The 25,324-nt window shown below is 34.9% G+C and carries 22 protein-coding genes, 1 tRNA gene and 1 pseudogene; 19 read left to right on the top strand and 5 right to left on the bottom strand.

Features of this window, described 5'->3' with window-relative positions; all coding sequences use genetic code 11:
* Positions 1-9: 9 nt before the first annotated feature.
* A complete protein-coding gene (gene mgrA, locus Bccel_RS09070) occupies positions 10-1,017 on the bottom strand; it encodes an L-glyceraldehyde 3-phosphate reductase (protein ID WP_036938098.1) in 1,008 nt (335 codons plus the stop codon).
* A 260-nt stretch (positions 1,018-1,277) separates the two neighbouring features.
* Here mgrA and Bccel_RS09065 point away from each other — a divergent pair, with 260 nt between their 5' ends.
* Both Bccel_RS09065 and Bccel_RS09060 read left to right on the top strand, forming a co-directional pair.
* On the top strand, positions 1,278-1,814 hold the full coding sequence (locus Bccel_RS09065; RefSeq protein WP_036938096.1) for an ECF transporter S component: 537 nt from the start codon (positions 1,278-1,280) through the stop codon (positions 1,812-1,814).
* A 345-nt stretch (positions 1,815-2,159) separates the two neighbouring features.
* Complete coding sequence (locus Bccel_RS09060; RefSeq protein WP_036938093.1) at positions 2,160-3,788, top strand: glycoside hydrolase family 9 protein; 1,629 nt, start codon at positions 2,160-2,162, stop codon at positions 3,786-3,788.
* Positions 3,789-3,899: 111 nt separating this feature from the next.
* Here the strand turns inward: Bccel_RS09060 and Bccel_RS09055 are convergent, their stop codons facing one another.
* Positions 3,900-5,159, bottom strand: a complete 1,260-nt coding sequence (locus Bccel_RS09055) for a methyl-accepting chemotaxis protein (RefSeq protein WP_036938091.1) — start codon at positions 5,157-5,159, stop codon at positions 3,900-3,902.
* Positions 5,160-5,632: 473 nt separating this feature from the next.
* Between Bccel_RS09055 and Bccel_RS09050 the strand changes: the two are divergent.
* Positions 5,633-7,011, top strand: a pseudogene (locus Bccel_RS09050) (2-isopropylmalate synthase).
* Positions 7,012-7,115: 104 nt separating this feature from the next.
* A complete protein-coding gene (locus Bccel_RS09045; protein ID WP_036938088.1) occupies positions 7,116-7,799 on the top strand; it encodes a GntR family transcriptional regulator in 684 nt (227 codons plus the stop codon).
* 80 nt (positions 7,800-7,879) lie between these two features.
* Here Bccel_RS09045 and Bccel_RS09040 read toward each other — a convergent pair whose 3' ends face one another.
* Positions 7,880-8,509 carry a copper amine oxidase N-terminal domain-containing protein gene (locus Bccel_RS09040; RefSeq protein ID WP_050753308.1) on the bottom strand — a complete coding sequence of 210 codons (630 nt, stop codon included), beginning with the start codon at positions 8,507-8,509 and terminating at the stop codon, positions 7,880-7,882.
* A gap of 271 nt (positions 8,510-8,780) precedes the next feature.
* On the opposite strand from Bccel_RS09040, the gene Bccel_RS09035 reads away from it, so the two are divergent.
* The 12 genes from Bccel_RS09035 to Bccel_RS08990 all read left to right on the top strand — a co-directional run bounded on the left by Bccel_RS09035 (position 8,781) and on the right by Bccel_RS08990 (position 19,932).
* A complete protein-coding gene (locus Bccel_RS09035) occupies positions 8,781-10,166 on the top strand; it encodes an RsmF rRNA methyltransferase first C-terminal domain-containing protein (protein ID WP_036938085.1) in 1,386 nt (461 codons plus the stop codon).
* Positions 10,167-10,321: 155 nt separating this feature from the next.
* Positions 10,322-11,080 (top strand): pseudouridine synthase, encoded by a 759-nt coding sequence (locus Bccel_RS09030; RefSeq protein ID WP_036938083.1) that lies wholly within the window; start codon positions 10,322-10,324, stop codon positions 11,078-11,080.
* Complete coding sequence (locus Bccel_RS09025) at positions 11,073-12,266, top strand: class I SAM-dependent methyltransferase (RefSeq protein WP_036938081.1); 1,194 nt, start codon at positions 11,073-11,075, stop codon at positions 12,264-12,266. Before Bccel_RS09030 ends, Bccel_RS09025 begins: the two co-directional genes overlap by 8 nt.
* 223 nt (positions 12,267-12,489) lie before the next feature.
* Positions 12,490-13,053, top strand: coding sequence for a carbohydrate-binding protein (locus tag Bccel_RS09020; RefSeq protein ID WP_036938079.1), 564 nt, complete (start codon positions 12,490-12,492; stop codon positions 13,051-13,053).
* Between the two features lie 250 nt (positions 13,054-13,303).
* Positions 13,304-14,323 carry a glycoside hydrolase family 18 protein gene (locus tag Bccel_RS09015; RefSeq protein ID WP_338053603.1) on the top strand — a complete coding sequence of 340 codons (1,020 nt, stop codon included), beginning with the start codon at positions 13,304-13,306 and terminating at the stop codon, positions 14,321-14,323.
* 137 nt (positions 14,324-14,460) lie between these two features.
* Positions 14,461-14,598, top strand: a complete 138-nt coding sequence (locus Bccel_RS32330) for a hypothetical protein (protein WP_338053602.1) — start codon at positions 14,461-14,463, stop codon at positions 14,596-14,598.
* Between the two features lie 121 nt (positions 14,599-14,719).
* Positions 14,720-15,514, top strand: a complete 795-nt coding sequence (locus Bccel_RS09010) for a cysteine peptidase family C39 domain-containing protein (protein ID WP_036938075.1) — start codon at positions 14,720-14,722, stop codon at positions 15,512-15,514.
* Between the two features lie 796 nt (positions 15,515-16,310).
* Entirely contained in the window at positions 16,311-17,015 is a 705-nt protein-coding gene (locus Bccel_RS09005; RefSeq protein ID WP_036938072.1) for a hypothetical protein, read from the top strand.
* A 60-nt stretch (positions 17,016-17,075) separates the two neighbouring features.
* Positions 17,076-17,149, top strand: a tRNA-Val gene (locus Bccel_RS09000).
* 277 nt (positions 17,150-17,426) lie between these two features.
* A complete protein-coding gene (locus tag Bccel_RS30195; protein ID WP_154673437.1) occupies positions 17,427-17,603 on the top strand; it encodes a hypothetical protein in 177 nt (58 codons plus the stop codon).
* Positions 17,604-18,074: 471 nt separating this feature from the next.
* Complete coding sequence (locus tag Bccel_RS08995) at positions 18,075-18,806, top strand: flavodoxin family protein (RefSeq protein WP_050753307.1); 732 nt, start codon at positions 18,075-18,077, stop codon at positions 18,804-18,806.
* A gap of 154 nt (positions 18,807-18,960) precedes the next feature.
* On the top strand, positions 18,961-19,932 hold the full coding sequence (locus Bccel_RS08990; protein WP_036938069.1) for a stalk domain-containing protein: 972 nt from the start codon (positions 18,961-18,963) through the stop codon (positions 19,930-19,932).
* A gap of 106 nt (positions 19,933-20,038) precedes the next feature.
* On the opposite strand, the gene Bccel_RS08985 is transcribed toward Bccel_RS08990, so the two are convergent.
* Both Bccel_RS08985 and Bccel_RS08980 read right to left on the bottom strand, forming a co-directional pair.
* Positions 20,039-21,208, bottom strand: coding sequence for a class I SAM-dependent rRNA methyltransferase (locus tag Bccel_RS08985; RefSeq protein WP_036938066.1), 1,170 nt, complete (start codon positions 21,206-21,208; stop codon positions 20,039-20,041).
* 177 nt (positions 21,209-21,385) lie between these two features.
* On the bottom strand, positions 21,386-21,802 hold the full coding sequence (locus Bccel_RS08980) for an EamA family transporter (RefSeq protein WP_036938064.1): 417 nt from the start codon (positions 21,800-21,802) through the stop codon (positions 21,386-21,388).
* A gap of 156 nt (positions 21,803-21,958) precedes the next feature.
* On the opposite strand from Bccel_RS08980, the gene Bccel_RS08975 reads away from it, so the two are divergent.
* The 3 genes from Bccel_RS08975 (at position 21,959) to spoIVA (ending at position 25,319) form a co-directional block, all read left to right on the top strand.
* A complete protein-coding gene (locus Bccel_RS08975; RefSeq protein ID WP_036938061.1) occupies positions 21,959-23,200 on the top strand; it encodes an MFS transporter in 1,242 nt (413 codons plus the stop codon).
* 192 nt (positions 23,201-23,392) lie between these two features.
* Positions 23,393-23,725, top strand: a complete 333-nt coding sequence (locus tag Bccel_RS08970; RefSeq protein ID WP_050753306.1) for a hypothetical protein — start codon at positions 23,393-23,395, stop codon at positions 23,723-23,725.
* Positions 23,726-23,840: 115 nt separating this feature from the next.
* Positions 23,841-25,319: a stage IV sporulation protein A gene (gene spoIVA / locus Bccel_RS08965; RefSeq protein WP_036938057.1), complete on the top strand. Its 1,479-nt coding sequence runs from the start codon at positions 23,841-23,843 to the stop codon at positions 25,317-25,319.
* Positions 25,320-25,324 lie beyond the last annotated feature (5 nt).

Below are 25,324 nucleotides of genomic sequence, written 5' to 3'. Positions count from 1 at the left end.
TCAATATAATTAGTCATTCCTTAGGCATGATGAAAATATATCATCAATCAGCTTCAATTCTTCTTCACTGAATTTGAGATTATTTACAGCGAGCACTGTGTCCTCAATCTGGCTTGGCGAGCTTGCACCGACAATGGCTGAGGTTACTGCTTCTTTTCTTAACACCCATGAAACAGCCATTTGGGATAGCTTTTGCCCTCTTTTGGCAGCTATTTCATTCAAAAGGTTAAGCTTTCTTATCTTGTCTTCAGTAATATCTTCCGGTTTAAGGAATATACTTGAGCTTGCAGCCCTTGAGTCTGATGGTATTCCTTTTAAGTACCTGTCAGTTAGAAGTCCTTGGGCAAGGGGCGAAAATACTATACAGCCTACACCTTCGTTTTCTAAAACATCTAATAGTTGAGGCTCAATCCATCTATTGAGCATGGAGTAAGACGGCTGGTGTATAAGGCAGGGAGTTCCTATAGATTTAAGAATTTCAACCGCCTTTTTTGTTTGTTCTGCATTATAGTTGGATATTCCTGCATAAAGGGCCTTACCGCTTCTCACAATATGATCAAGGGCACTCATTGTCTCTTCAAGTGGGGTTTTTGGATCGGGTCTGTGAGAATAGAAAATATCTACATACTGAAGCCCCATTCTTTTAAGGCTTTGGTCAATGCTTGCAATAAGATACTTTCTTGATCCCCATTCTCCATATGGGCCAGGCCACATATCATATCCTGCTTTGGTAGATATAATAAGTTCGTCCCTGTAACAGTGCATGTCCGATTGCATTATTCTTCCAAAGTTTTCTTCGGCAGATCCGGGAGGAGGTCCATAGTTGTTTGCAAGATCAAAATGTGTTATACCAAGGTCAAATGCCTTCCTAACCATGCTCTTGCACGTTTCAAGATTATTGATACCGCCAAAATTATGCCAAAGACCGAGTGAAACTGCTGGTAATTTAAGTCCGCTCCTGCCACACCTGCGGTAAACCATTTTTTCATATCGATTTGAGTCTGCTAAATAGTTCATAATGTGATATCCTTTCAAATATTGATAAATGACCCATTGACCAGTCAATTATTAGTTAATATCTTGTTGACAATTTTTAATATACAATGAAATTATAAGGTTATTAAGTGGATATTTCAATAGATTAAATATAAGTCATTTACAAATTACAAATATATAAAATATTATTGACACAGAGAATTAATACTATTAATATATGTATGATTTTTATGTATGGATTAAATGTGTATCGATACAGTTAGTGAAATGGGGGAGAACTATTGAAAGGTTTTAGTACAAAAAAAATAGTTTTAGGTGGATTATTCATGGCATTGATTTTTGTGACTACTGTGTTTACAAGGATTTCATTGCCTAAAGGAGGATATTTCAACCTTGGAGATGTCTTTGTAATGATATCTGCTGTTTTTCTAGGGAGATATTATGGTTTCTTTGTAGGTGGTGTTGGATCTGCAATGGCAGATTTATATATGGGATATACTTATTATGCACCCATTACTTTAATTGTTAAAGGCTTGGAGGCATTTGTTGTTGCTTTATTACTAGGAGATAAAGGAGCTAAAAACAGTATAAAGACTGCTGCAGCAGTAGCAATAGGTGCGTTTATTATGGTAGCAGGTTATTTTATTGCAGAGGGCTATATCTTAAGCTTTGTAGATAAGAACCTTGGATTGGCTGCTGCTGTAACAAATCTTCCTTTTAATCTTGTACAGGGATGTCTTAGCGGTGTAACAGCGTTTTTTTTATTTAAGGTCATGGCTAAGGCCAATTTGCTTCAGTTAGATCCAAGAGATATTTGATAGTGATGCAAGTGCCTTAGTATATTAGTATATTTTTAATTTAGAAAAAAGATAAAAGATATAGACCTAAAAAAGACAATTCATGCAATTGTCTTTTTTTATCAATTATATTATTATAAGCTTATATTAATATACCCTTATGGGTAGATGAGTTATTGGAATATATATGCTAAGGTATGAATGAAAAATTACTTACGCTTTCTACGCGAGTATTGATGAGCGAAATTTATTGCGAAAGTTATTTTTTGATCATGACTAAATTATTGAAGGGAGGAAAGCGGTGTAAGTGTACAATGCCTATTTATTCCAGTGGTAAAATAATATTATTAAGGGGTGTGTCAAATAATGAAAAAAGTACTTGCGGCTGTACTGACTACAGCAACTATCTTTTCCAGTACAGTAGTTCCATCTGTAAATGTGTCGGCTGCTACAATTTCCAGCTCCGATTATGCAGTTGCATTCAAAGATTCCTTATGGTTTTATGATGCAAACAAATGCGGTCCGGATGTTGGCAAGGATAACGTTTTTAGTTGGAGATCAGCTTGTCATACCAATGACGGTAAATTTATAGGTGCTGATTTAACTGGTGGATTCCATGACTGTGGAGACCACATCAAATTTGGTATTACAAACGGTTATGCATCATCCATTTTAGGTTGGTCCTTATACGAATTTAAGGATGCATATGATGGAGCAGGCCTTACTAACAAGGTTTTATCTACATTGAAGTATTTTACTGATTATATTATTAAATCCAGGGTAAGTGCAACCAAGTATTATTATCATGTGGGAGCTCCGTCAGACCATGAATATTGGGGACCGCCTGAACAACAGCCGGGTGACAGGGATAAGGTATATTACGTAGATCCATCAAGCCCAGCTTCTGATGTATGCGGGTTGTACTCAGGTGCTTTAAGTTTAATGTACCTCAACTACAAAGAAATTGATTCTACATACGCAAACAAGTGTCTTGAATTGTCAAAAGAACTTTATGCATTAGGAAAAAATAAAGGTACATGTAAAGCAGATGGTTTCTATACATCAACATCAGGTGATGATGACATGGCTTGGGCAGCAATCTGGCTGTATGTTATAGAAAAGAATAACTCCTATCTTACAGACATAAACAGCCTATTAAGCTCACCTGGAACTAACTGGGCAATATGCTGGAATGATATGAAACTTGCTGCTGCATATGTTATAGGAAGTGTTACAGGTCAGGCAAAATACAAAGATGCTGTTACATCAAACCTTAACTACTGGCAGAACAGCATACCAAAGACACCGGGCGGAGTTAAATTCCTGACAGAGTGGGGAATGCTTCGTTACAGTGCATCGGCATCAATGCTGGCATTGTTGCAATATAAGCTTACAAACGACGAAAAGCTTAAAACTTTTGCTAAAAGCCAAATAGATTATATATTGGGTAACAATCCTGCTAATATGTCATATATGGTAGGCTTTGGAAACAAGTGGCCACAGCACCCGCATCACAGAGCTGCTCAGGGATCTATGGGATGGGGAGATTGGAAGTCACCTGCGAAAAACACTTTGACAGGTGCGTTAGTTGGTGGGCCTGATATGTCAGACAATTACACTGATGTGGTTGATAAATTCCAGGCAACTGAGGTAGGTATCGATTACAATGCAGGTTTGGTTGCTGCTTTGGCAGGTATGACAAAATATTATGGAAATCTTCCGTCAGTACCTCCTTCAAACACCAAGGCACCTACACCAACCCCTACTAAATCGGCAAATCCAACCCCAACTCCAACTATTAAGAATGACTTTATTTTGGAAGATGTTAATAAGGACAGAGCTGTTAATATGGCTGATGTTATAGCACTCGCATCATGTTTTGGAAAAGTGCGAAACGATTCAAGTTATAAGCAGGAGTGTGACATTAATAAAGATGGGTCAATTAATATGAGTGATGTAATGATGATTGCACAGAAATTTAACTATACATATTAATGTATGACTAAAAGAAAACAAATATTTATTTTGCATTAATAAAAAACACTTTAGACCTTGTAAATCCGGTCTAAAGTGTTTTTTTTAGTTAATTGCTCCAATTAATCAGCATTAAATTTTCACCTTATATTTCTTTAGGTGAACATCCAATTCCTGAACAAGTTTTTCCATGGAATTTGATGCATCTTTCATATCTTCTATGGCTTTTAGCTGGTGCTCGGTAGTTGCAGCAACCTGCTGGCTTGATGCTGCAGTTTCTTCTGAGACAGATGAGATATTCTCAATAGCATTTATTACTTGGTCCTTATCTGTTTGCATTCTGGTTACGGAATTATTTACTTCATTAATTTTTTGTACTATCCCTGTAATAGCACCTGCTATGTTGGTAAAGGCATTATCGGTCATGTTTACTGCACTGTTCTGTTCCTGAGATATTTTTTTCATTATATCCATAGCTTTAAGGGCAAGCTGTGATTCTTCCTTGATATTCTGCATCAATCCGATAATTTCTTCAGTTGATTTTCTGCTTTGATCTGCAAGTTTTCTAACCTCTTCTGCAACAACGGCAAATCCCATACCTGCATCACCGGCTCTTGCTGCTTCAATGGCCGCATTAAGTGCAAGGAGGTTTGTCTGTTCTGCGATGTTTTCAATTGACTCAACAAAAAGTCCTATGTCTTGAGTAGTTGTGGTTAATTTTTCTATAACCGAGAATATTTTTTGTGAAGATTCAAAGTTAAGTGAAGACTTATCACGAAGGGTACTGACGGCATCTAAACCAATTGAATTAAGTTCATTAATTTTGTTGGTTTCATTTATTATACCGGTATAACTTTCATACACAAAGGTGATTTGTTCAGAAAGCTTTTCTACCATTGAGACGCCTTGTTGTGCATCTGCAGCTTGATCTGATGCACCCTTGGCAATTTCATCTACGGTTTTTGCTATTTCCTCCATGGCAGCAGCGGCTTCCTGGGCTGTTTTGCTTACTCTTCCTGATGCTGCTATAATGGAAGTAGACAATGAGAAGAAGCTTTCAATCAGTAAACGAATATCAGTAAAAACTGAGTTGACTGATGTAGCAACACCTTTTAAGTTTTCGAAGCTATGGGATTCAATTATATGAGAAATATCCCCATTTTTAATTATTTCCAGCTCATGGGAAAATGAATTTACCAATTTTTTGAGTTTTATACGAATTGCAAGTTCTGTAATAATCGAGGAACCGACAGATGCAAATAAAAAGATAATTAATGAAACAACAGTATTGTTTTTGAATACAAAATTGCTTAATAGAAATGCACCAATACCAATAATAACAGATAAAATGAATACAAGACGGAAAAATTTTAAAACTTGATCTTTTAACATAATATTACCTCCGTACCTATTAATTTTAATATGATAGTTTCCATGCTTCGTTGCTTTAAAGTAGAATAATAGAGTTTCTTGTGAAATGTTAGAAATGACTTTTGATTAAAGGTAATAATGTGAAAAGTATTATTAATCTTACATTTTTATATTTGTTAGAGTATAATAACGAACGGGGTAGCTTGATTTGTTATAGATAAATGTATAAGATTAAGCACTTTTCATATTAAGTAAAATATTTATCACTAAATATATATTAAATTAATTCGATAAAAAAATTAAAAATCCTTCTTGCGTTAAAAGAAATAACTTCCTTTAAAAAATAAAGATACTTGAAAGGGCTTACCAAATTAATGTATTGACATGAGTTGTATAATTGTATACAATTATACAAAGAGTATAATGCCTAATGCAATTATTTACTTGTATTATATATAGTATAAAATTGGCAAATTCAAAAAGGGGGTTTTTAAATGATTGAATTTAATAAAAAAACAAATACATTAGAACAAACTCAATATAAGTATAGTCTTCAGGATATTTCGGAACCTAACCTTTACAGAGAAATATTCAGCTATGATGAGATACCAAAGTGTGCATTCAACCATAGAAGGGTTCCAATGTTTCCAGCAGATGAAATATGGATAACAGATACAACCTTTAGAGACGGCCAACAATCAAGAGCCCCTTATACTGTTGAGCAGATTGTAACTCTTTTTGATATGTTACATAAACTAGGCGGACCTAAGGGTATTATACGGCAAAGTGAGTTTTTTCTATATAGTGATAGGGATAAGCAAGCGGTTTATAAATGTATGGAGAGGGGCTATAAGTATCCTGAAGTAACGAGCTGGATAAGGGCTACCAAAAGTGACTTTATACTTGCAAGGGATATGGGTATGAAGAAAGCGGTATTTTAGTAAGCTGCTCAGACTACCATATATTCAAAAAGCTTAATATGACGAGAAGGCAAGCGTTAGAACATTATATGGGCATTATAAAGAGTGCTATAGATGTAGGAATAAAGCCACGCTGCCATTTTGAAGATATTACAAGAGCCGATTTTTATGGATTTGTAGTTCCATTTGCATTAGAACTCAAAAAGCTTATGGACGAAAGTGGTATTCCTATTAAAATACGTGCATGTGATACATTAGGTTATGGTGTATCGTATTCAGGTGCGGCACTTCCGAGAAGTGTACCTGGAATTATATATGGTTTGCGGCATCATGCCGGTTTCCCAAGTGAACTTATAGAATGGCACGGGCATAATGATTTCTACAAAGCTGTATCCAATTCTGCCATTGCCTGGATGCATGGAGCATCGAGCGTTAACTGCTCTCTTCTTGGTATCGGGGAAAGAACAGGAAATACACCTTTAGAAGCAATGGTTATTGAGTATGCACAGCTAAGGGGAACAACCGATGGAATGGATACTACAGTAATTACTGAAATAGCTGAATATTACGAAAAGGAAATAGGCTATTCAATTCCTTCACGTACTCCGTTTGTAGGAAAGCATTTTAATGTAACACAAGCTGGAATTCATGCAGATGGACTTTTGAAGGATGAGGAAATCTATAACATATTTGACACAAGCAAGTTCTTAAATAGGCCAGTTGGTGTTGCAATAAATTCCCACTCAGGTCTTGCTGGAATAGCACATTGGATTAACACCTACTTTGGACTTTCAGGTGTCAAAAAGATCGATAAAAAGGATGAAAGAGTTGCAAAGCTAAAAGATTGGATTGATGATCAATATAAAGACGGACGTGTTACGGCTATAGGAGATGATGAGCTTTTAGAAGCTATAGGCGAGCTTACACCTGAAATATTGGATCTTGCACTATAAAGGCATATAATCAGGTATTGTGACAGAACTTTACAATTATCAAGGGTGTCAGAAACCACTTTAATGTAATTTGGTTAATGGCTCTTCAAAGAGGGAGGGCACAAATGTCAAAAATTGAACATAACGAAAGTGATAGCATTTTACATTCGTTAAGAGGCAAAGTATTCAGTCAGATTCAAAATGATATCCTAAACGGTAAATATCAGCCTGGGGATAGTCTTATTGAAACAAGACTTTCTGAGGACCTGGGAGTTAGCAGAACTCCAATAAGGGAGGCTCTTAGGCAGCTTGAGCTTGAAGGGCTTGTACAGTCTATACCAAATAAAGGTGCTGTGGTTACCGGTGTTTCAACGAAGGATATTAAGGATATATATGCCATAAGAATGATGATAGAAGGTCTTGCTGCCAGATGGGCAGCGGAAAACATAACAGCGGATGAAGTAAGTGAATTGAGAGAGTGCCTTGATTTGGAGGAATTTTATACTATTAAGAACGACACCGAGCAAGTACTAAGGCTTGATACAAAATTCCATGAAATGATATTCAAGGCAAGTAAAAGTAAGCCGCTGGTATTTATGCTTGGAACATTCCATCTTTATATACGACGGGCTCGGAACATATCAATAAGTTCTCCTGGAAGGGCACAGAAGGCTCTTTTAGAGCATAAGGCCATATTTAAGGCTATCAGTGAAGGTAACGCAGATATGGCAGAAAGTCTTACTACTGAACATGTAAGGAATGCAAGTATCAACCTTATAAAGCAAATTAGTGAAACTCAGGAAATTTAAGACTTATCAATGATTAAAAAAAACCGGGTAACTTTTTACAGTTCCCGGTTTTTTTATGTATTTAACATTTTAGTGATTCCTTATTTAAGTTCCATATTGTATATGGCAATGGGGTTAAAATTGCCTTCATTATCCTTTAGATTAACAACAAATGAATATACCCCGGCTTCCTTAATATTAGCCTTGTCCCATGCAAGAGCAAACCAGGCAGGTGTATTTGGACCGGCTGCGTTTATAGTGTATTCCGGTTTGGTGTCTATTGGAGCGGTTAAGTCTATATTATTGTTTTTATCAGATTTGTAAATTCCACAGTATAATACATATTTTCCGGTTGGTAAACCACCTATGCTTATATGGGATAAGTATCTGTCATTTGCTGTCCAAAATGGAATGATTTCGGATAATTCTCCGGATACAGTAGACCCGTCTTTAGTTTCAGCAAAAATGATATTTACTTGAGGTTTTAATATACTGGCGGTTCTACTGGCACCATCCCATGTAACTATACCATTTACAGCCTCAGCTACTTTTCTTAAAGGTAAAAGAGTCCTTCCATTCATTATAATGGCTGGAACATCAAGACTAAGTTCCTTATTATTGATATTTACTTTGACAATATCATATCCGTTGTACTTATTGAGGTTCTCAGCAGATACTACAACAGTTATAAAAAGGAATAAAATCACAACAAAAGGTATAACTCTTTTCATAAAAAATACCCCTTCCGGATTAAATGGTTTACTTATATTAATATTAATCACTTTCTACACACTCTTAAATTTCTACAGACATAATTAAAATTCCTTTTTATTTTAATAATAAATAATATACATTATAAGGTTAATTACTTATAATATTGAATTGTAACTGCTGGTGCATTATATGTTATAATATATTGAAAATTTGCATGGGCAGTTTTGGACAAATAATGAAAATTAACTTGGCAAATATAATCTTAAGATAATCTTATAGGAGCTATATATGAAATTACCTTTAGAGTTTTTGGAAAAAATGAAAAACCTTTTGGGTGAAGAGGAATACAAACTCTTCATGAATTCCTTTGAAAAACCCAGGTTTTATGGATTAAGAATAAATACCTTAAAAGTAAGTATTGAGGATTTTATAAAAATTTCTCCATTTAAGCTTACACCAATACCCTGGACAAAAGATGGTTTTTATTACAGTGGAGACTACTCTCCCGGAAAGCATCCATATTATAATGCAGGGCTTTATTATATTCAGGAGCCTAGTGCCATGTATCCCGGATTTGTAGCTGATGCCAGGCCTGGTGAACGCATCCTTGACTTATGTGCGGCACCTGGAGGAAAATCTGTTCAGCTGGCAGCAGGATTAGAAGGAAAAGGAATTTTGGTTTCAAATGATATAAATGCCGACAGGGTAAAGGCGTTGGTAAAGAACATTGAATTGTGCGGGATTAAGAATGCTGTAGTTACCAATGAAACTCCGGATAATCTGGCAAGAAGGTTTGGTGCCTTCTTTGACAAGGTGCTGGTAGATGCCCCCTGTTCAGGTGAGGGTATGTTCAGAAAGGATGAGGAAGCCCAGAGAAGCTGGAGCAATTTTAAATCCGACAAATGTGCTGTAATGCAAAGAGATATTCTGGAAAGTGCAGATAAGCTCTTAAAGCCTGGTGGATATTTGATTTATTCTACCTGTACATTTTCTCCAGAAGAGGATGAAATGATGATTTCAGAGTTTTTGCAAAAGCACAGCGACTATACAATATGTGATGTTCCCAAGTGTGGAGGTATAGATGACGGGAGGCCCGAGTGGTCTGATGGAGACATAAGTTTATTAAAGACTTCCAGACTGTGGCCCCACAAGCTGGATGGTGAAGGCCACTTTACAGCAATGCTTAGAAAAGGCGAAAGTATTGACGATGATGGAAAACATGACAGGCTAGGGATGAATGCCTCTGGAAAGCTGGATAAGGCTTTATTGGATGAGTTTTTCAGATTCACAGCAAATAATTTTAATTGTGAAATAAAAGGAAGGTTTGAACTGATGGGAAGTCATTTGTACTGCCTGCCATTTGAAACCCCGTCCCTTGATGGACTTAAGATTGCCAAATTCGGTTGGTATTTAGGTGAGTTTAACAAAGGGAAATTTAACCCTTCCCATTCCATGGTTATTTCTTTGAAAAAAGAAGATATTAATAATGTATTAGAACTTAGCTCATCATCAAACGAGGTGTTAAGCTATTTAAAGGGCGAAACACTTATAAGGGAAGAACAGGATGATGGGTTAACCTGCGTTTGTGTTGACGGGTATACTTTGGGTTGGGCCAAATGCAGTGGGGGAGTCATAAAGAACCAGTACCCCAAGGGATGGAGAAGAATGTGTTAAGTCATGATCGAAATATTACTTCCCGTTTTGAGCGTGTGTTCACGAGCTAAGTGAACACGAAAGCGAAATTATACGGGAAGTTATATTTTCGACATGACTAAGTCATGATCGAAATATTACTTCCAAAATAAACTTTACAGAAAGCAGGACCAATAATGAGAAATACGCAGCGTTTGGACAAAATTGTTTCCAATTTTGGATATGGGACAAGAAAAGAAATAAAGGCAATGGTTAAAAACGGTTTGATAAAAGTAGATGGGCAGGTTGCACGGGACAGTGGTATTCACGTTGATCCTAATTCAAGTGTCATTGAAATTAACGGTGAGGTTTTAAACTATAAAGAGTTTATATACCTTATGTTAAATAAGCCTCAGGGTGTTATAAGTGCAACATTTGATCAAAGACACAAAACAGTGGTTGAGCTTATGCCGGAGGAGGTTTTGCACTACGACCTTTTTCCTGTTGGCAGGCTTGATATTGACACGGAAGGACTGCTCATAATGACTAACGATGGCGAACTTGCCCATGAGGTGTTATCACCCAAAAAACATGTGAAGAAGAAATATTATGCCTTAATTGACGGCAATGTTACAGAGTCTGACAAGGATGAATTCAGTAAAGGTATAACACTAGATGACGGATATAAGACAATGCCTGCTCTTTTACATATTATAAGATCTGGAAGTATTTCGGAAATTGAGCTTAGCATAGTTGAGGGCAAATTTCATCAGGTTAAGAGAATGTTTGAGGCTTTAGGAAAGGAAGTTAAGTTTCTAAAGAGAATTGAAATGGGAGGAATACTACTTGATGAAAGTTTGAAGCCCGGTGAGTGCAGAGAACTAACAGATGAGGAATTGACTGTTTTAAGAAATTCTGCAGGAAAAGGACTGGAGGAGAAGGATAAAGATGAATAAGCAAAGTATTGGAAAGCTGTCGCTCTTCTTATCAGGGCTTGAGCAAAGGATAAAGGACAGAGTTGATTTTTTTAAAGGAATAAATGTTAAATTTAAGTCAGGAACTAAGGAATATCAGGCAAGCATCTCTTTGGAAAATGGCAAACTTAAAATAAATTTTAATGGTAAGACTGAAATTGGAGAGATAGAATGGCTCTCTGCAAGGATAGCCAAGTTTGCTGAAAATTATGAGACGGCACTGGTGTTATATGAAGAAAGAGGAACTACCATCTATATTGAAGCTGATAATAAGAATGTAAAAATGAGCGTTAAGGAAACTAATGCTAAAGAAAATACAGATGATGAGAAGAATATGTATCACAACGAGACATCCAAAATTGCCAATCGTGATTACCTGGTAAAAATTGGTCAAGCTGACGATGTTTTAAAGGAAATTGGAATATTAAGCGATAATGGAAAAGTTAAAAACGATATGATTCGCAAATACAATCAGATAGACCACTTTATTGAAATACTCAATGGTTTATTAAAAAGGCTTTCGGAAAAAAATGAAACTATTACAGTTCTTGACTGTGGGTGCGGAAAGTCATATCTTTTATTTGTACTAAACTACTACATAACTGAGGTGCTTAAGAAAAAGTCTTATTTTATCGGTATAGACTATTCAGAAACGGTTATTAATGCCTCAAGAAAAATGGCTTCAAACCTTGGTTATAACAACATGGAATTCAAAATAATGGATATTGGAAATTACAGGCCAGACCACAAGATAAATCTGGCAATCAGCCTCCATGCATGTGATACTGCAACCGATCATGCAATAGGTGTTGCTGTGAATAATGATGTTGAAGCTGTAGTTATGGTGCCATGCTGCCAAAAAGAAATATTGAATCAATATACTTATGAGCCTTTCTCCCAGGTATTGAAGCATGGTATTTTAAAGGCAAGAATGGCAGATGTGCTGACTGATGGTATCAGGGCTCTACTGTTGGAGGGAAAGGGATATAAAGTTTCTATGCTCGAATATATCTCACCCCTTGAAACCCCTAAAAACCTTATGCTTATTGCGGAGAAAGTACAGAACGAGAATAGGAAAGCCATGGATGAGTATAGAAGATTAAAAGAAGCATTAGGCATAAATCCGACTCTTGAAAGGGTTATATATAAGGGTTTTGAGACTTATTAGACAGTTGATGTGGACATATATATTTATTCCATATACAAAAATGTTTTGTTTTTTATTAGATTTATGGTATAATAATATAGGTCAGTGCACATAATTTGTAAGTGTATTTTGAAAACTTTATAACGTTAACACTTAAGTTTGGTTTTATCAGTGTTTAAAAGGCAGTAAGGAATGGATGAAATGCTAGGCAATTAACTACAATACTAATGTTGAGGTGATCTTAATGAGTTTAAATTCTCAACCATATGCAGAAAACGGTGTTTTAATTTCCGACTATTCCTTGAGTGTTGGGGACGAGGTAACAATAACTTACGAAGGAATATTGGCAAAAAGCGGTGCAGATCAGATTTTCCTGCATATTGGGTATGGTAAAGAGTGGTTGGATAAAGCCTTTTTACCAATGGAAAATGAAAACGGCGTTTTTAAAGGGACATTCAAAATAGCACTTCCAGATGATCTGAATATTTCATTTAAAGACAGTGCAGACAACTGGGACAATAACTCATCAATGAATTACTCGTTTGTATTTACAGGAAAGGCGAAAGCTGCAAAAAAGTCTACAGCTAAATCCACTACTAAAAAAGAAAATGAAGATGAACCCAAAGAAGTAAAAAAGACAGCAAAAGCTACAACTGAAAAGAAAAGTTCAACTAAGTCAAAGAGTCAATCTACTGATGAAATAAAGGAGACAAAGGCGGCTTCAACTGCTAAAAAAGATCCTAAATCAACAGCAAAAGCTTCTACTAAACCATCTTCAAAAGCTTCAAAAACGGTAAAAGATAAATAAGTTAAGGTATGATTAAAAATTACTAAATAATTTTAAAGTATATAATTCATAGAAATGATAAAACACTTTATACTAAAGAACAGTTGGTGAATGGCTATTATTTGGACATTTGAATGGCTGATAATCAACGTATAAAGTGTTTTTTATTTGTGTTTATTAAATTATGGTGTATATTACACCATTAATTATTGTCATTTTTTCAACTTGTGAATATTATGATATGGGAAAGATTGATTAGGAAGTGGAAATATTGACAATATATGTTGTACAGCCTGGAGATTCCTTATGGTCCATATCAAGGAGATTTGGAGTTAGTATGGATTCTATCAGTTCTGTTAATAAATTATATGAAGTTCCTGCTCTTGTAATAGGTCAGGCACTGGTTATTCCAACGACAGAAACAGCATATACAGTAAGACCTGGCGATAGTCTTTGGTCTATCGCAAACAGATTTGGAATCAGATATGAAGCATTAGCACAGTATAACGGTATATCATACCCTTATGTGCTTCAAGTGGGAATGACATTAAGAATCCCGGAACTAAGAAAAAACTACGGTTATATAGAAGTTAATGCCTATATTGAGCCTTCTACAGCCCAAAGAGAGACTGAAATTGTAAATGAGGTAGGTAAATATCTCACTTATATTACTCCTTTTAGTTATATGGTAAACAGTGATGGTACAATTAAGGATATAAACGATACGGCCATTAGGAACACAGCAGCAAATTATAAAGCTGCACCCCTTATGGCAATAACCAATTTTAGTGATGGTAATTTCAGTAGTGAAATTGCACACTCAATATTGGCAGATGATGCTGTTTCCCAAAAGCTGTTGGATAATATAATAGATATAATGAAGAGTAAAGGCTTCTATGGGTTGAACGTAGATTTTGAGAGAATTTTTCCTGCAGACAGAGAATTGTACAATAGTTTTTTGAGAAAAGCCGCAGATAGATTGCATGCAAATAATTACGTTCTTTCAACTGCACTTGCACCAAAGACTTCAGCAGAGCAAGCTGGGGAATGGTATGAGGCACATGATTATCCTGCCCACGGAGAAATAGCGGATTTTGTTATAATTATGACCTATGAGTGGGGATGGTCAGGAGGGCCGCCTTTACCTGTAGCACCAATAGATTCAGTAAGAAGGGTGCTGGATTATGCAGTTTCTGTAATACCGAGAAAGAAGATAATGATGGGTATGCCTTTATATGGTTATGACTGGAAGCTTCCATTCGTACAGGGAGGGCCTTTTGCCCGAGGATAAGTCTGCAGGAAGCTTTAAGTACTGCATCCAGGTACGGTTCTATAGTAAAATATGATAGAGAAGCTCAGTCACCATACTTCAATTATTATGACGAAGACAGAAAAGAGCACATAGTCTGGTTTGAGGATGCAAGAAGTGTGAGGGCTAAATTCCTGACAGCAGTTGAGTATGGGCTAAGAGGAGTAAGTTACTGGGTACTAGGCGAGTCATTTCCTCAAAACTGGCAGGTGTTAGACAATATGTTCAATATAGTTAAAGTGCTAAGGAATAGCTAAAATATTGCATAAATGTGAAAAGTGTGATTAATCTTGCATTTGGCATATACGCAAATGTAAAGATTAATCACTTAAAGATTAATTGCTTGTAATATACTTAGTGGGGATAAAAGGAAGATATATGGGGATACAATTTTTGATTAACATTGCCTTGTCATTAGCTATGATTATAGCAGGAAACAAGGTTTCAAAAAAGACAAAAGACAAAAAGGTTAAAATTTTATTATGGACAATATTTTTTCTTGTGAGTCTACCATCTATTGTTATTCTAATATTACCGGTATTCTATACACCAGCATGGATGATTGAACTTAAAGCCGTAAAGGGAGTAGAGCTTTTAACAGTGTTTATAGGATTGTTTATTGGTTTTGCAATTAATGAAACAAACCTCAAAAATAATGTTATATTAAATAAGTATAAAAAGTACTTTTACATGATAAGCATATTAATAATTATACCTCAATATATTAATTATTTTCCTGTAATGGTAAATTACAACGGCTTTAAGAATGAGTGGAGAGATAATGTTTGCATCCAATCTGAGAGTTTCACATGTGCTCCGTCATGTATGGCTACTGTACATTATTATTTTGGACAAAAAAAGACAGAAGCCCAGATGGCAAAACTGTTATATACCAGCAGGTCTGGTACAAGCCTCTCCCAGATTGTAAGATATGCAAGGGAAAATGGGGTGGGAGTTAGCTGCAAGGTATCTAAAGAGTTGAAAGGCATCAGTGCTCCTGCTATCCTTGATGTTGAAGTTTCAGGGATTGGACATGTAGTTGTTTTTTTGGGGAGGAGTGGAGACAAATTTATAATTGGTGATCCGCTTGTAGGCAGAGTTGAGATTTCGAAGGATCAATTGCAAAGTGCTTATAAATTCAAGGGATTATTACTGGAATTTACACATATTTGAAGTTTTAATTTTTCTTATTGAGGGAACCATAAAAACGGAACTTTTTATATGATTTATGGACTATTTGAAAGTTAAATAGCAAATATGACTAAATGTACAATTGAAAAAACTATAAAAAAGTGATACAATAATTATAGAGTGGAAATTAATTCATTATTTTGAGCCCTGCAAATTAGATAGTATTGACTTATCAAAGCTTCAAATACTACTTTTCTTTGACCTCCAGGGGTTCGCACTTGCTTCTTCAATTTTATTCCCATTTCAATAAACTAGTTTGTCACATATCCATTAATATTTATAGTTAAAAAATAAAAATCTTATTATAATTAATTATTATTATTTGAGGATGTTTTTGTACTTAAGTATTTATTTGTTTTTTGCTTATTTCTAGGAAATTATGGTGAATGCTACACACCCGAGGATTGGATTTGTTGTAAGGAGGCAGGTTTTATGTTTGGATTTAGAAGAATTATTTATCATAGAACTATTGCACTTATATTTGGAGTAATGCTCATACTCTCTACATATTTTATAATTACTATAGCTAATATTCACAGCTGATACGGATATTGATTGAATTTATATACTATACCAATTAGTGGAAAATGATAGATTAATTAAATTATACATACACTTTAAGATAAAAAGGCTTAAAGTGTTTTTTATGTCTAGGATTCTCACATTGTGATTTTATTATTTTCCATATAATTCCTTGACATAACATTTTATGATTTATATAATAATAATTTAGAATTAAACTGGGTTAATTGGTTATCCTATGTTGTGGGGGAAAAATATGAGCAACGAGCCAAACCAAGATAAGATAAAGGATTTAAGGTTTTATATACCCGAAGCATTCAGGTTTTATAGTATAAAGAATGAGTATTTGACACCCATTTTATTCGTTATAACCTTAATAGTTTTATTTGCCTTCGAATATATTCCTTTTCCTGAAGCACTGAGTTATTATAAAGGTGTTTTTATATTCATAAGATTGATTATAGCAAATATATGCTATTTAATTTATTTATCAGCATATATCAAAGACTTAAAAGGGGAAAAATACTCCTTAAAAGAAATGATGATTCCCGGCTGGGAAAAGTTTATCGGTTTATTTGCTGCATCAATTATAAATATTGTCTTATTTGTTGCTTCCATTACTATATATTTCCTTCTGCCGGCAGTATTGATTTATTTAACTGTTATATTTTGTCCTTGCTATATATCAGATAAAAGTAGCGGTTTATTTGAATCGATAATTGCAAGCAAAAATGTTACAATAGGTTATAAAATGAGATTACTAAGCCTAATAGCCAAATTTTTATTTCCTGTAACTGTGCTTTTGCTTTTGACTCTGATGGTAGCAGGTTCATCAAGCAAGGTGCTTATTTTTCCATTTGTTTTGTCATTTGCTTATTCTATTTCCATGTTTATGTTTCAAAGAATAATAGCTTTACTCTATTATGGGTTTGAGCTGGATTTAAAGGAAGAAGATCTATAACTATGCAGAAAAATTTATCTTGACAAAGATTTAAAGGTATATATAATAGTAAATGTATCTGGTCGCTTAGCTCAGCTGGTTAGAGTACTTGCTTGACATGCAAGGGGTCACTGGTTCGATTCCAGTAGTGACCATCAGTATTAAAATGTGGAAGTCCTTGAAATTAAACGATTTCGAGGACTTTTTCTTTTGCTGTACAAAAGCTTAAACTTCATTTGTGTATGGGACAATAAATTTATTGAAAGGGGATAAGTGTAAGGGGGATAAGAAAACAAAAAAGATATAACTTTCGAATGAAAAATGTACATCAAAAGGATTTATTACAAGAACTCTCGAATATATATAAATTAGGATTAAACACTTCTGTAAATGGCCATAATGAATAATAAAAATATCATGAGAGGTGTTATTATGGGTGAAAGTGCTAAGCCTAAGAGCTTTATAGCAACAGCAGGAGGTACATTAATCATATTTAGTATAGTATCAGCTATAGCTGCCCAACGCATATCATATCTTAACTTTGTTATACTGATTCTAGGTTGTTTATTACTTTTAGTTGCTTATAGAAAAAACATTAAAAAAGTTTGAAATAATATTAAAATCAATATTAAAATCAATATGTAAATTTACCAATGGGATTATCCATACTAGACTTAAGTACAAAAAGTATTTCTTCCACTTATTCTTAAGAACTGTTTTAACTTAAATTTCTGCAAAATAGAATAATAACAGCTAATACCTGCTTCAAGAAAATACTTGAATTTTGTTAATTTGTAGAAAAAATGTATTTAAGCGGGTAGAACCTCCTAATTATTTGTTGAAGTTAATAAGTGTTATTGATATAATTATATAGAATTATAAGAAAAACTACGAATCCGTATATTATAAGCAACGTTTAATATAGGGTTTATGGTTAAAATAATAAATAATTTTTTGATTTGATCTGATTAGTGCATTGTGGGAGTTTCTAAGGATTGTAATTAATGCTGACATTTAGTTGATTAATGAGATATGAGGCATAAAAGATGTAGTTTGTAACATATCAACTGGAGGGAATAGATGAAAATTCTTGCTATAAACGGTAGTCCAAACAGGAACGGTTCTACAGCAAAACTGATCGACATGGTTTTAGATGTTTGTAAAGAAGCAGGTGCAGAATGTGAAAGTCTACATTTGGAGGATTATGTTATAGGCGAGTGTTCTGCCTGCATAAAGTATTTAAAGGACTGTGAGTACTGTCAGGGTCAAGAGGATGACTTTATGCAGTTAAAAGCAAAAATGCTTGATGCAGATGGGATAGTTATAGGCAGTCCTTACTATAGCGGAAAACCCACTATTCAAATAAAAACTTTTATTAACAGAATAGCTTATACCAGTGTAAATAACAGGTTTTTCGAGAATAAATACATAGTAGGAGTTTCTACCAGTGCTGTTAGCAACAGTAAAAAGATAGCCAGGTTCTGTGCTACCTTAGGCCATAGCAGCTTTATGGGAAACGGTATAGTATCAGGTTTACTTTATGAGAGTACTGTCGATAAGGTAGTTATGGGGGACCTTGCAGATAATGAAGAACTAAAAGCCAAAGCAAAAGTTGTAGGATTAGATCTCATCGAAGATATTAAGATAAAAAGGAAGGCAAAATTTTATACTCTAAAAAGGATAGTATTTACAAAGTGGATTAAGGTATTATGTATTAAAGTCATAAGGTTTTTTGACAAAATAGCTTTAAAGATTAGAAAATTTGCAGAAAACCAGGGTTGGATCAAAAAAATTAATAAGATTGAGGATTAGGATGCTATTTGGATTTAAACATGGGATAAGAAAATGCTGGAGGTAATTGTATGTCTTTATTTTGTTGATTTGGAAGCAATTTAATGATAAAATTATATTGTTAGTCTTTTTATCCTCATGTAAATTTAATAAATTAATCTAAAGGAGAGGTTATATGAAAAAGATCACTTCTATATTTCTTGTTTTTGCAATTCTATCACTAAGTTTAATGAGTTTTTCGGCAAGTTCTCAAATTACCGTCTTTGTTGACGGGGACAAGCTTGATTTCAAAGATGCTGAACCTTTTATTGAAGGTGGCAGAACGTTGGTTCCATTCAGGGCAATAGCTGAAGCTTTAGGGGCAGAGGTTGGCTGGGATGCCAGCACTAAGACTGTTACTATCATTAAGGGGGATTCTAAAGACACAACTGCAGTTACTGATGATGTTTATGCATCGAATGCTCCTGATGGTTCAAAGAACATAAAAATAATAATCGGTGAAAAAAATGCCGAAGTAAACGGCAATAAGGTTCAGTTGGATGTTCCAGCCAAGATTGCAACTGGCCGTACATATGTACCTCTTCGCTTTGTAAGTGAAGCTATGGAAATGGGAGTTAATTGGGATGCAAAAACAAAAAAGATTACTATAGATACTCCTGAAGTCTATATAACTCTTGATAAAAATAATGCAGAAGTTGGCGATATTGTTAAAGCTACAGTAAATATTAAAAATTTCTATGGTTTTGCAGGTTTTCAGGTAAACCTCAAATATGATCCTGAAGTTATTCAACCTATAGACACTGCTTCAAATGCAGCTTTTACAGATACATCCCTTCCAGACGAAGGTACACTCTTAAAAGGTAAATTTTCACCGACAGCAATGGCAAACAACGATGTGGCTAATGGAACTTTAACATACGGTTCTGCATACATAAATATGGAAGCTTATAAAAAGAGCGGAAAATCTGAGTCTACAGGCTCAGTAGCTGTATTTAACTTCAAGGTATTAAAGAAGCAGCAAACTACATTAAACTTCCAAAACTCTTCAGCTATGACAAATGCTAAGAATGGAACAATGCTTTTCAACTGGGATGGAACATCCTTGACAAACTATAAAGTTAAGGGTGCTGCAGAGCTGAATAAATAACGAATTTAAAACGAATTTAAAACGAATTGATAATATAGAATCTGGCAGCGGATCAGAAATGATATGCTGCCAGCTCTTTTTTAATGTTTAGGAAATTATGGGTATGCTATACTATCTGTAAAATTGCACATTTGAGATACTGGGTCTCAGGAGATGCAAGTAATATTGGATGGTCTTTTGCCTGCGTTCTGTATTCAACCAGACGCACCTTTCTTTTTGCATCAATGGCAGAGCTGTATATTATGTCCATGAACAGGTCGGGATCTACATGGTGAGAACAGGAGCAGGTAATCAGGTAACCTCCGCTTTCAATAATTTTCATAGCCCTGAGGTTTATTTCTTTGTATCCTCTTACAGCACCCTCAACAGCCCCTTTTGTTTTGGTAAATGCAGGAGGGTCTAGAACGATGGTATCAAACCTTTCCTTATTGTCATAAAACTCTCTTAGCTTATCGAATGTGTTTGCAGTCTCGAAGCGGCAGACATTTTCCAATCCGTTTAGTGAAGCATTTTCATATGCAAACTGTGAAGCATGCTCGGATATGTCTATTCCGAGAACACTTTTGGCATTGTAATAACCTGCATGCAGTGCAAAAGAGCCTGTATGGCAGAAACAGTCCAGAACCTTGGCATCTTTTACAAAGGGCTTTATGGATGCTCTGTTCTCCTTCTGATCAAGGAAGAAACCGGTTTTTTGACCGTTTTCCAAATCAACATTGAACTTAACACCGTTTTCAACCATCAGAACCTTGGTGTTAAATTCTTTAGAGAGGTATCCCTTTTTTTGATCCAGGCCTTCCAGTTCTCTTACGGGAACATCATTTCTTTCAAATATTCCAGCCGGTTTTATGATATCATTTAAAATATCTACAATTTGTTCTTTATAGCGATCAATGCCTAGTGCCAATGTTTGAACCACAAGATAGTCGGAAAACTTGTCCACTATCAATGCTGGCAGAAAGTCCGATTCGGCAAAAACTACTCTGCAGCTTAATGGATCAGCTACTTTTTTTCTGTATTCCCAGGCATCGGAAATCCTTTTATATAAGAATCCATAATCTATTGACTCATCTTCATAAGTCAGCATCCTTATGGTGATTTGTGATTTTGGGTTTATAAAACCTTTTCCGAGAAATTTGTTTTTGCTGCTGTAGACATCTACAACATCCCCTCCTATAAAATCACCATCAATTTTTTCAATATCACTTTTAAATATCCATGGGTGTCCATATTCCACCCTTTTTTCTTTTGATTTGACCAAATATGCTTTTGCCATAAATCCTCCATGTATGGTATTTGTTCCATTATCAATAATGCATAATGATTATAGCATATATATGGGCATTTTAAAAAATACATTGAAAATATTTAATATATTAAAATTATGGTGTGTTATACACCACAATTTCTCACCACAACAATCAAGGTTTCAAAATCGCAAGGGATTCCGTTTTTACATTATAAGTACTATCCCAAGTAATATGAGAAGGGCACCGCCTACTCTTAACAATGTGAGCTGTTCTCCCAGAAACACTGTTGAACAAACCAGAGTAACTAAAGGTGAGCTGGACATTATTATAGTAACAAATGAAACTTCACCCTTCTTTATTGCGGCAAAATAGGCCAGATCACCCACTAAAGTTGCAAGGATAGCTTCAATTCCTATAAGGATCCATGAATTAGGTGTAATGCTTTTTAACTGAGGTAAAGAACCACTGCATATAACCCAACTGGATATAAGACCGGCAGCGAATAAAGTGCGAATGGCTAAACCGGCTGTTGGATTTGTATTGCTTAGGCCAATCTTTGCAAAAATGGGAGCAATGCCCCAGCATATCATTCCGAATAATGCAAGAAAGAAAACAGACATATTTTTCCCCCCGAGCCTTTTCTTCTCATAGTTATATATCCTTTTTTATCCGTATTCATTGGTACATTGAGAGAATATGATAAAAACATAAGCAATATTCCATTTGAAGCAAAATGGTAATAAAGGCTTACCGACTAAAATAAGAATATAAAGATCATGACTAACAATAATTTACCGGGGGATGCGTTTATTATAAATACTAATTTGAAAAGTCTTATTAGAAACAAATCTTTTATTATGATATTATTAGGCCAGGTAATTTCCAATATAGGCGATGCATTTCAATTTATCGCATCAACTACAATGCTGGTCAAGGTGACAGGTTCGGGATTATCTGCTATAATTGGAATAATATTATCCCAGCTTCCATGTCTTTTATTGTCTCCATTTGCAGGGTATCTGGGAGATAAGTTTAAATCAAAATATGTGTGTCTGATTATGGATGCACTAAGAAGCGGGATTGTTCTGCTCTTTATTGGAAATCACAGCTCTGAAAAACTGTATGTATTGTTGCTGGTTTTATCTATTGTGGATATATTTTACAACCCGGCAAAAAGAAAGTTAATAATCTGTATTGTAAGGGAAAGTGAGCTGCTTTATACAAATTCCTTAATAATGGGTATTTCAGGTGTAGCATTTCTTGTAGGCCCGGTTGCTGCGGGTTTGGCTGTGGTTAAATTTGGTACGGATATAGCTTTTTATGTGAATAGCTTCTCATATGTTTTTTCAGCTGTACTAATACTTATTATTAAAAATAAAAACATTCATGATAGCAATACAGGTAGAAATATAAAAACAAATAAAACTGTGGGAGTAATAGCCGATATAAAGAATGGCTTTAGTTATTTTAAAAGTGTCCCGCAAATAAAGAACTTAATTTTTTTGAGCACTGTTATTTGTTCAACAGGAGCATCAATAAATATAGCTTTTTTTCCATTTGCTTTCGATACCTTAAGGATAACAGAAAGGCAGTGGGGGCTTATGATATCCATTTTCAACGGCACAAACTTTTTGGCAATGCTCCTTGCCTTTTTATTGAATAAAAAAATCAATAAAAGGATGGATATTTATATAATTATTTCTGCAATTGTAGTTTCATGGATATGGTTCTTTTATAGCATTACTGAAAAACTTTATACCATATTGATGCTTCAGTTTTTTGAAGGGACAATTCTTGCATTTTGCAGTATATTGATTGGAACCAGACTCCAGTCAGTTATAAATAAGAATTATATGGCAAGAGTAATGAGTATTGGAGATGTGATAAATAATGCCGGCAGAATTATAGGTGTATTTGTTGCATATCTCTTGCTCGGAAGCTTTGCTGAAAGCTCTGTATTTTTATTAAATGCGATCTTACTGTTTCTATTTGTATTCTATAAAGTTATAAAATTCTAAAATTAAAAAACTGCATAATTTTCTGAACAAAAAAATACCGCTAAATAAGCGGTAAAGGTGAGGTAAACTGCAATAAGCTATAAATTATTTACAGGAAATAAATAATATGTATATAATAACATAAAAAACTAAATAAATCAATAAAAAGTATAATTGTGTAAAATAAAGAAATTAATACATGTGGAGGCGTTTATGTACGAGTATCTTATTTCTCATGAGAAACACATCCTGAAACTGCTGGAGAGTGAAAATAATAACTGCGATTGGAGCAATATAAAGCAATACCATCAAAAGCAGATTGAATTTATGCAGCATGAACGATTGGTTCATTTGCTGGTAACACTCTTTTTTGGTTTGTTCCTGATGATTTCTTTCGGTATTACGGTAATGCATCCTCATTTTGCATTTTTATTACTTGACATATTTATGATGATGCTTTTGGTTCCTTATATTATTCATTATTTTAGGCTTGAAAATGGTGTGCAGAGATGGTATAAACTTTCAAACCAGATAGAAGAAAATTAAAGAAATAATTTCTGTATAATTTTTGTAATATAACCCAATAACAGGCATATATTTATATAGACAAAGTACAAAATAAGCTATAGCTTATATGTAAATTATGTAGGGGGGATTGGGTTTGGAGAAATACAACATATATCAGAATATAGCTGAAAGAACACAGGGTGACATATATCTGGGAGTAGTGGGACCAGTAAGAACCGGTAAGTCAACATTTATCAAAAAGTTTATGGATTTGCTGGTTATACCCAATATAGAGAATTCGTACCAGAAAGAAAGGGCAAGAGATGAACTCCCACAGAGTGCAGCAGGTCGTACTATAATGACCACTGAGCCCAAGTTTGTACCGAACGAAGCAGTTGAAATAGTAGTTGATGAAAATATCCAGCTTAAAGTAAGATTGATTGATTGTGTTGGATATTTAGTTAAAGGTGCATTAGGATATCTTGAAAACAATGCTCCCCGTATGGTGACAACTCCATGGTATGATTACCAGATTCCTTTTGGAGAGGCAGCGGAAATAGGCACCAGAAAAGTCATAAACGAACATTCTACAATAGGGATTGTTGTTACTACTGATGGTACTATAACCGATTTGGAAAGGGAGGAGTATGTTGAAACCGAGAAAAGGGTTATAAATGAGCTTAAGGAAATCAACAAGCCCTTTGTAATTGTCTTAAACTCAATTAAGCCATATGATTCGGAAACTATCAGGTTAAAAGAGGAATTGGAAGATAAATATAAAGTGCCTGTTGTTAATGTAAACTGTGCACAGCTTCGAATAGAAGATATAAGTGTTATCCTGGAAAGGATATTATATGAATTTCCTGTAACGGAGATAAGCATAAACATACCTGCCTGGATTGAGACATTGGAAGAGGGAAACAGAATAAAAGCAGATATGATTAATGCTGTAAAAGACACTTTTGCTGATGTCAGAAAAATGAGAGAGCTGAAAAACAATATGGCTCTTTTTGAGAAATATGAATTTGTAAAGAAGGCTTCCATAGACAGGATTAATCCTGGAGACGGAAGTGTGTTTGTGGATATTTTTGCTGTTGATGGATTGTTCTACAATACACTCAGCGAAGCTTCAGGTATGCGCATTGAAGGAGAACATAAGCTGATTGGAATAATGAAAGAGCTGGTTAGAGTAAAGAAGGAATATGACAGACTTGAATATGCTTTGCATGAAGTAAAGGAGAAGGGCTATGGAGTCGTGGCTCCAAAGCTTGATGAACTTTCCCTTGAAGTGCCGGAAATTATCAAACAAGGCAACCGTTTCGGCGTAAAGCTTAGGGCAAGTGCTCCTTCAGTGCATATGATACGTGCGGATATTGAGACTGAAATTGCTCCTTTGGTAGGAACTGAAAAGCAGTCTGAAGAACTGGTAAATTATTTGCTGCAGGAATTTGAAAGTGATCCTGAGAAGCTTTGGGAATCCAATATATTTGGAAAATCACTTCATGAATTGGTGACTGAAGGCCTTAACAATAAGTTGGGTAAGATGCCTGAGGATGCACAATTAAAGCTCCAGGAGACATTGACAAAAATCATTAATGAAGGAAGCGGAGGTCTAATTTGCATTATACTGTAATTAAG

Source organism: Pseudobacteroides cellulosolvens ATCC 35603 = DSM 2933 (assembly GCF_001262605.1).
GTDB classification, from domain to species: Bacteria; Bacillota; Clostridia; order Acetivibrionales; family DSM-2933; genus Pseudobacteroides; species Pseudobacteroides cellulosolvens.
This window is presented reverse-complemented; position numbering and strand designations above follow the sequence as displayed.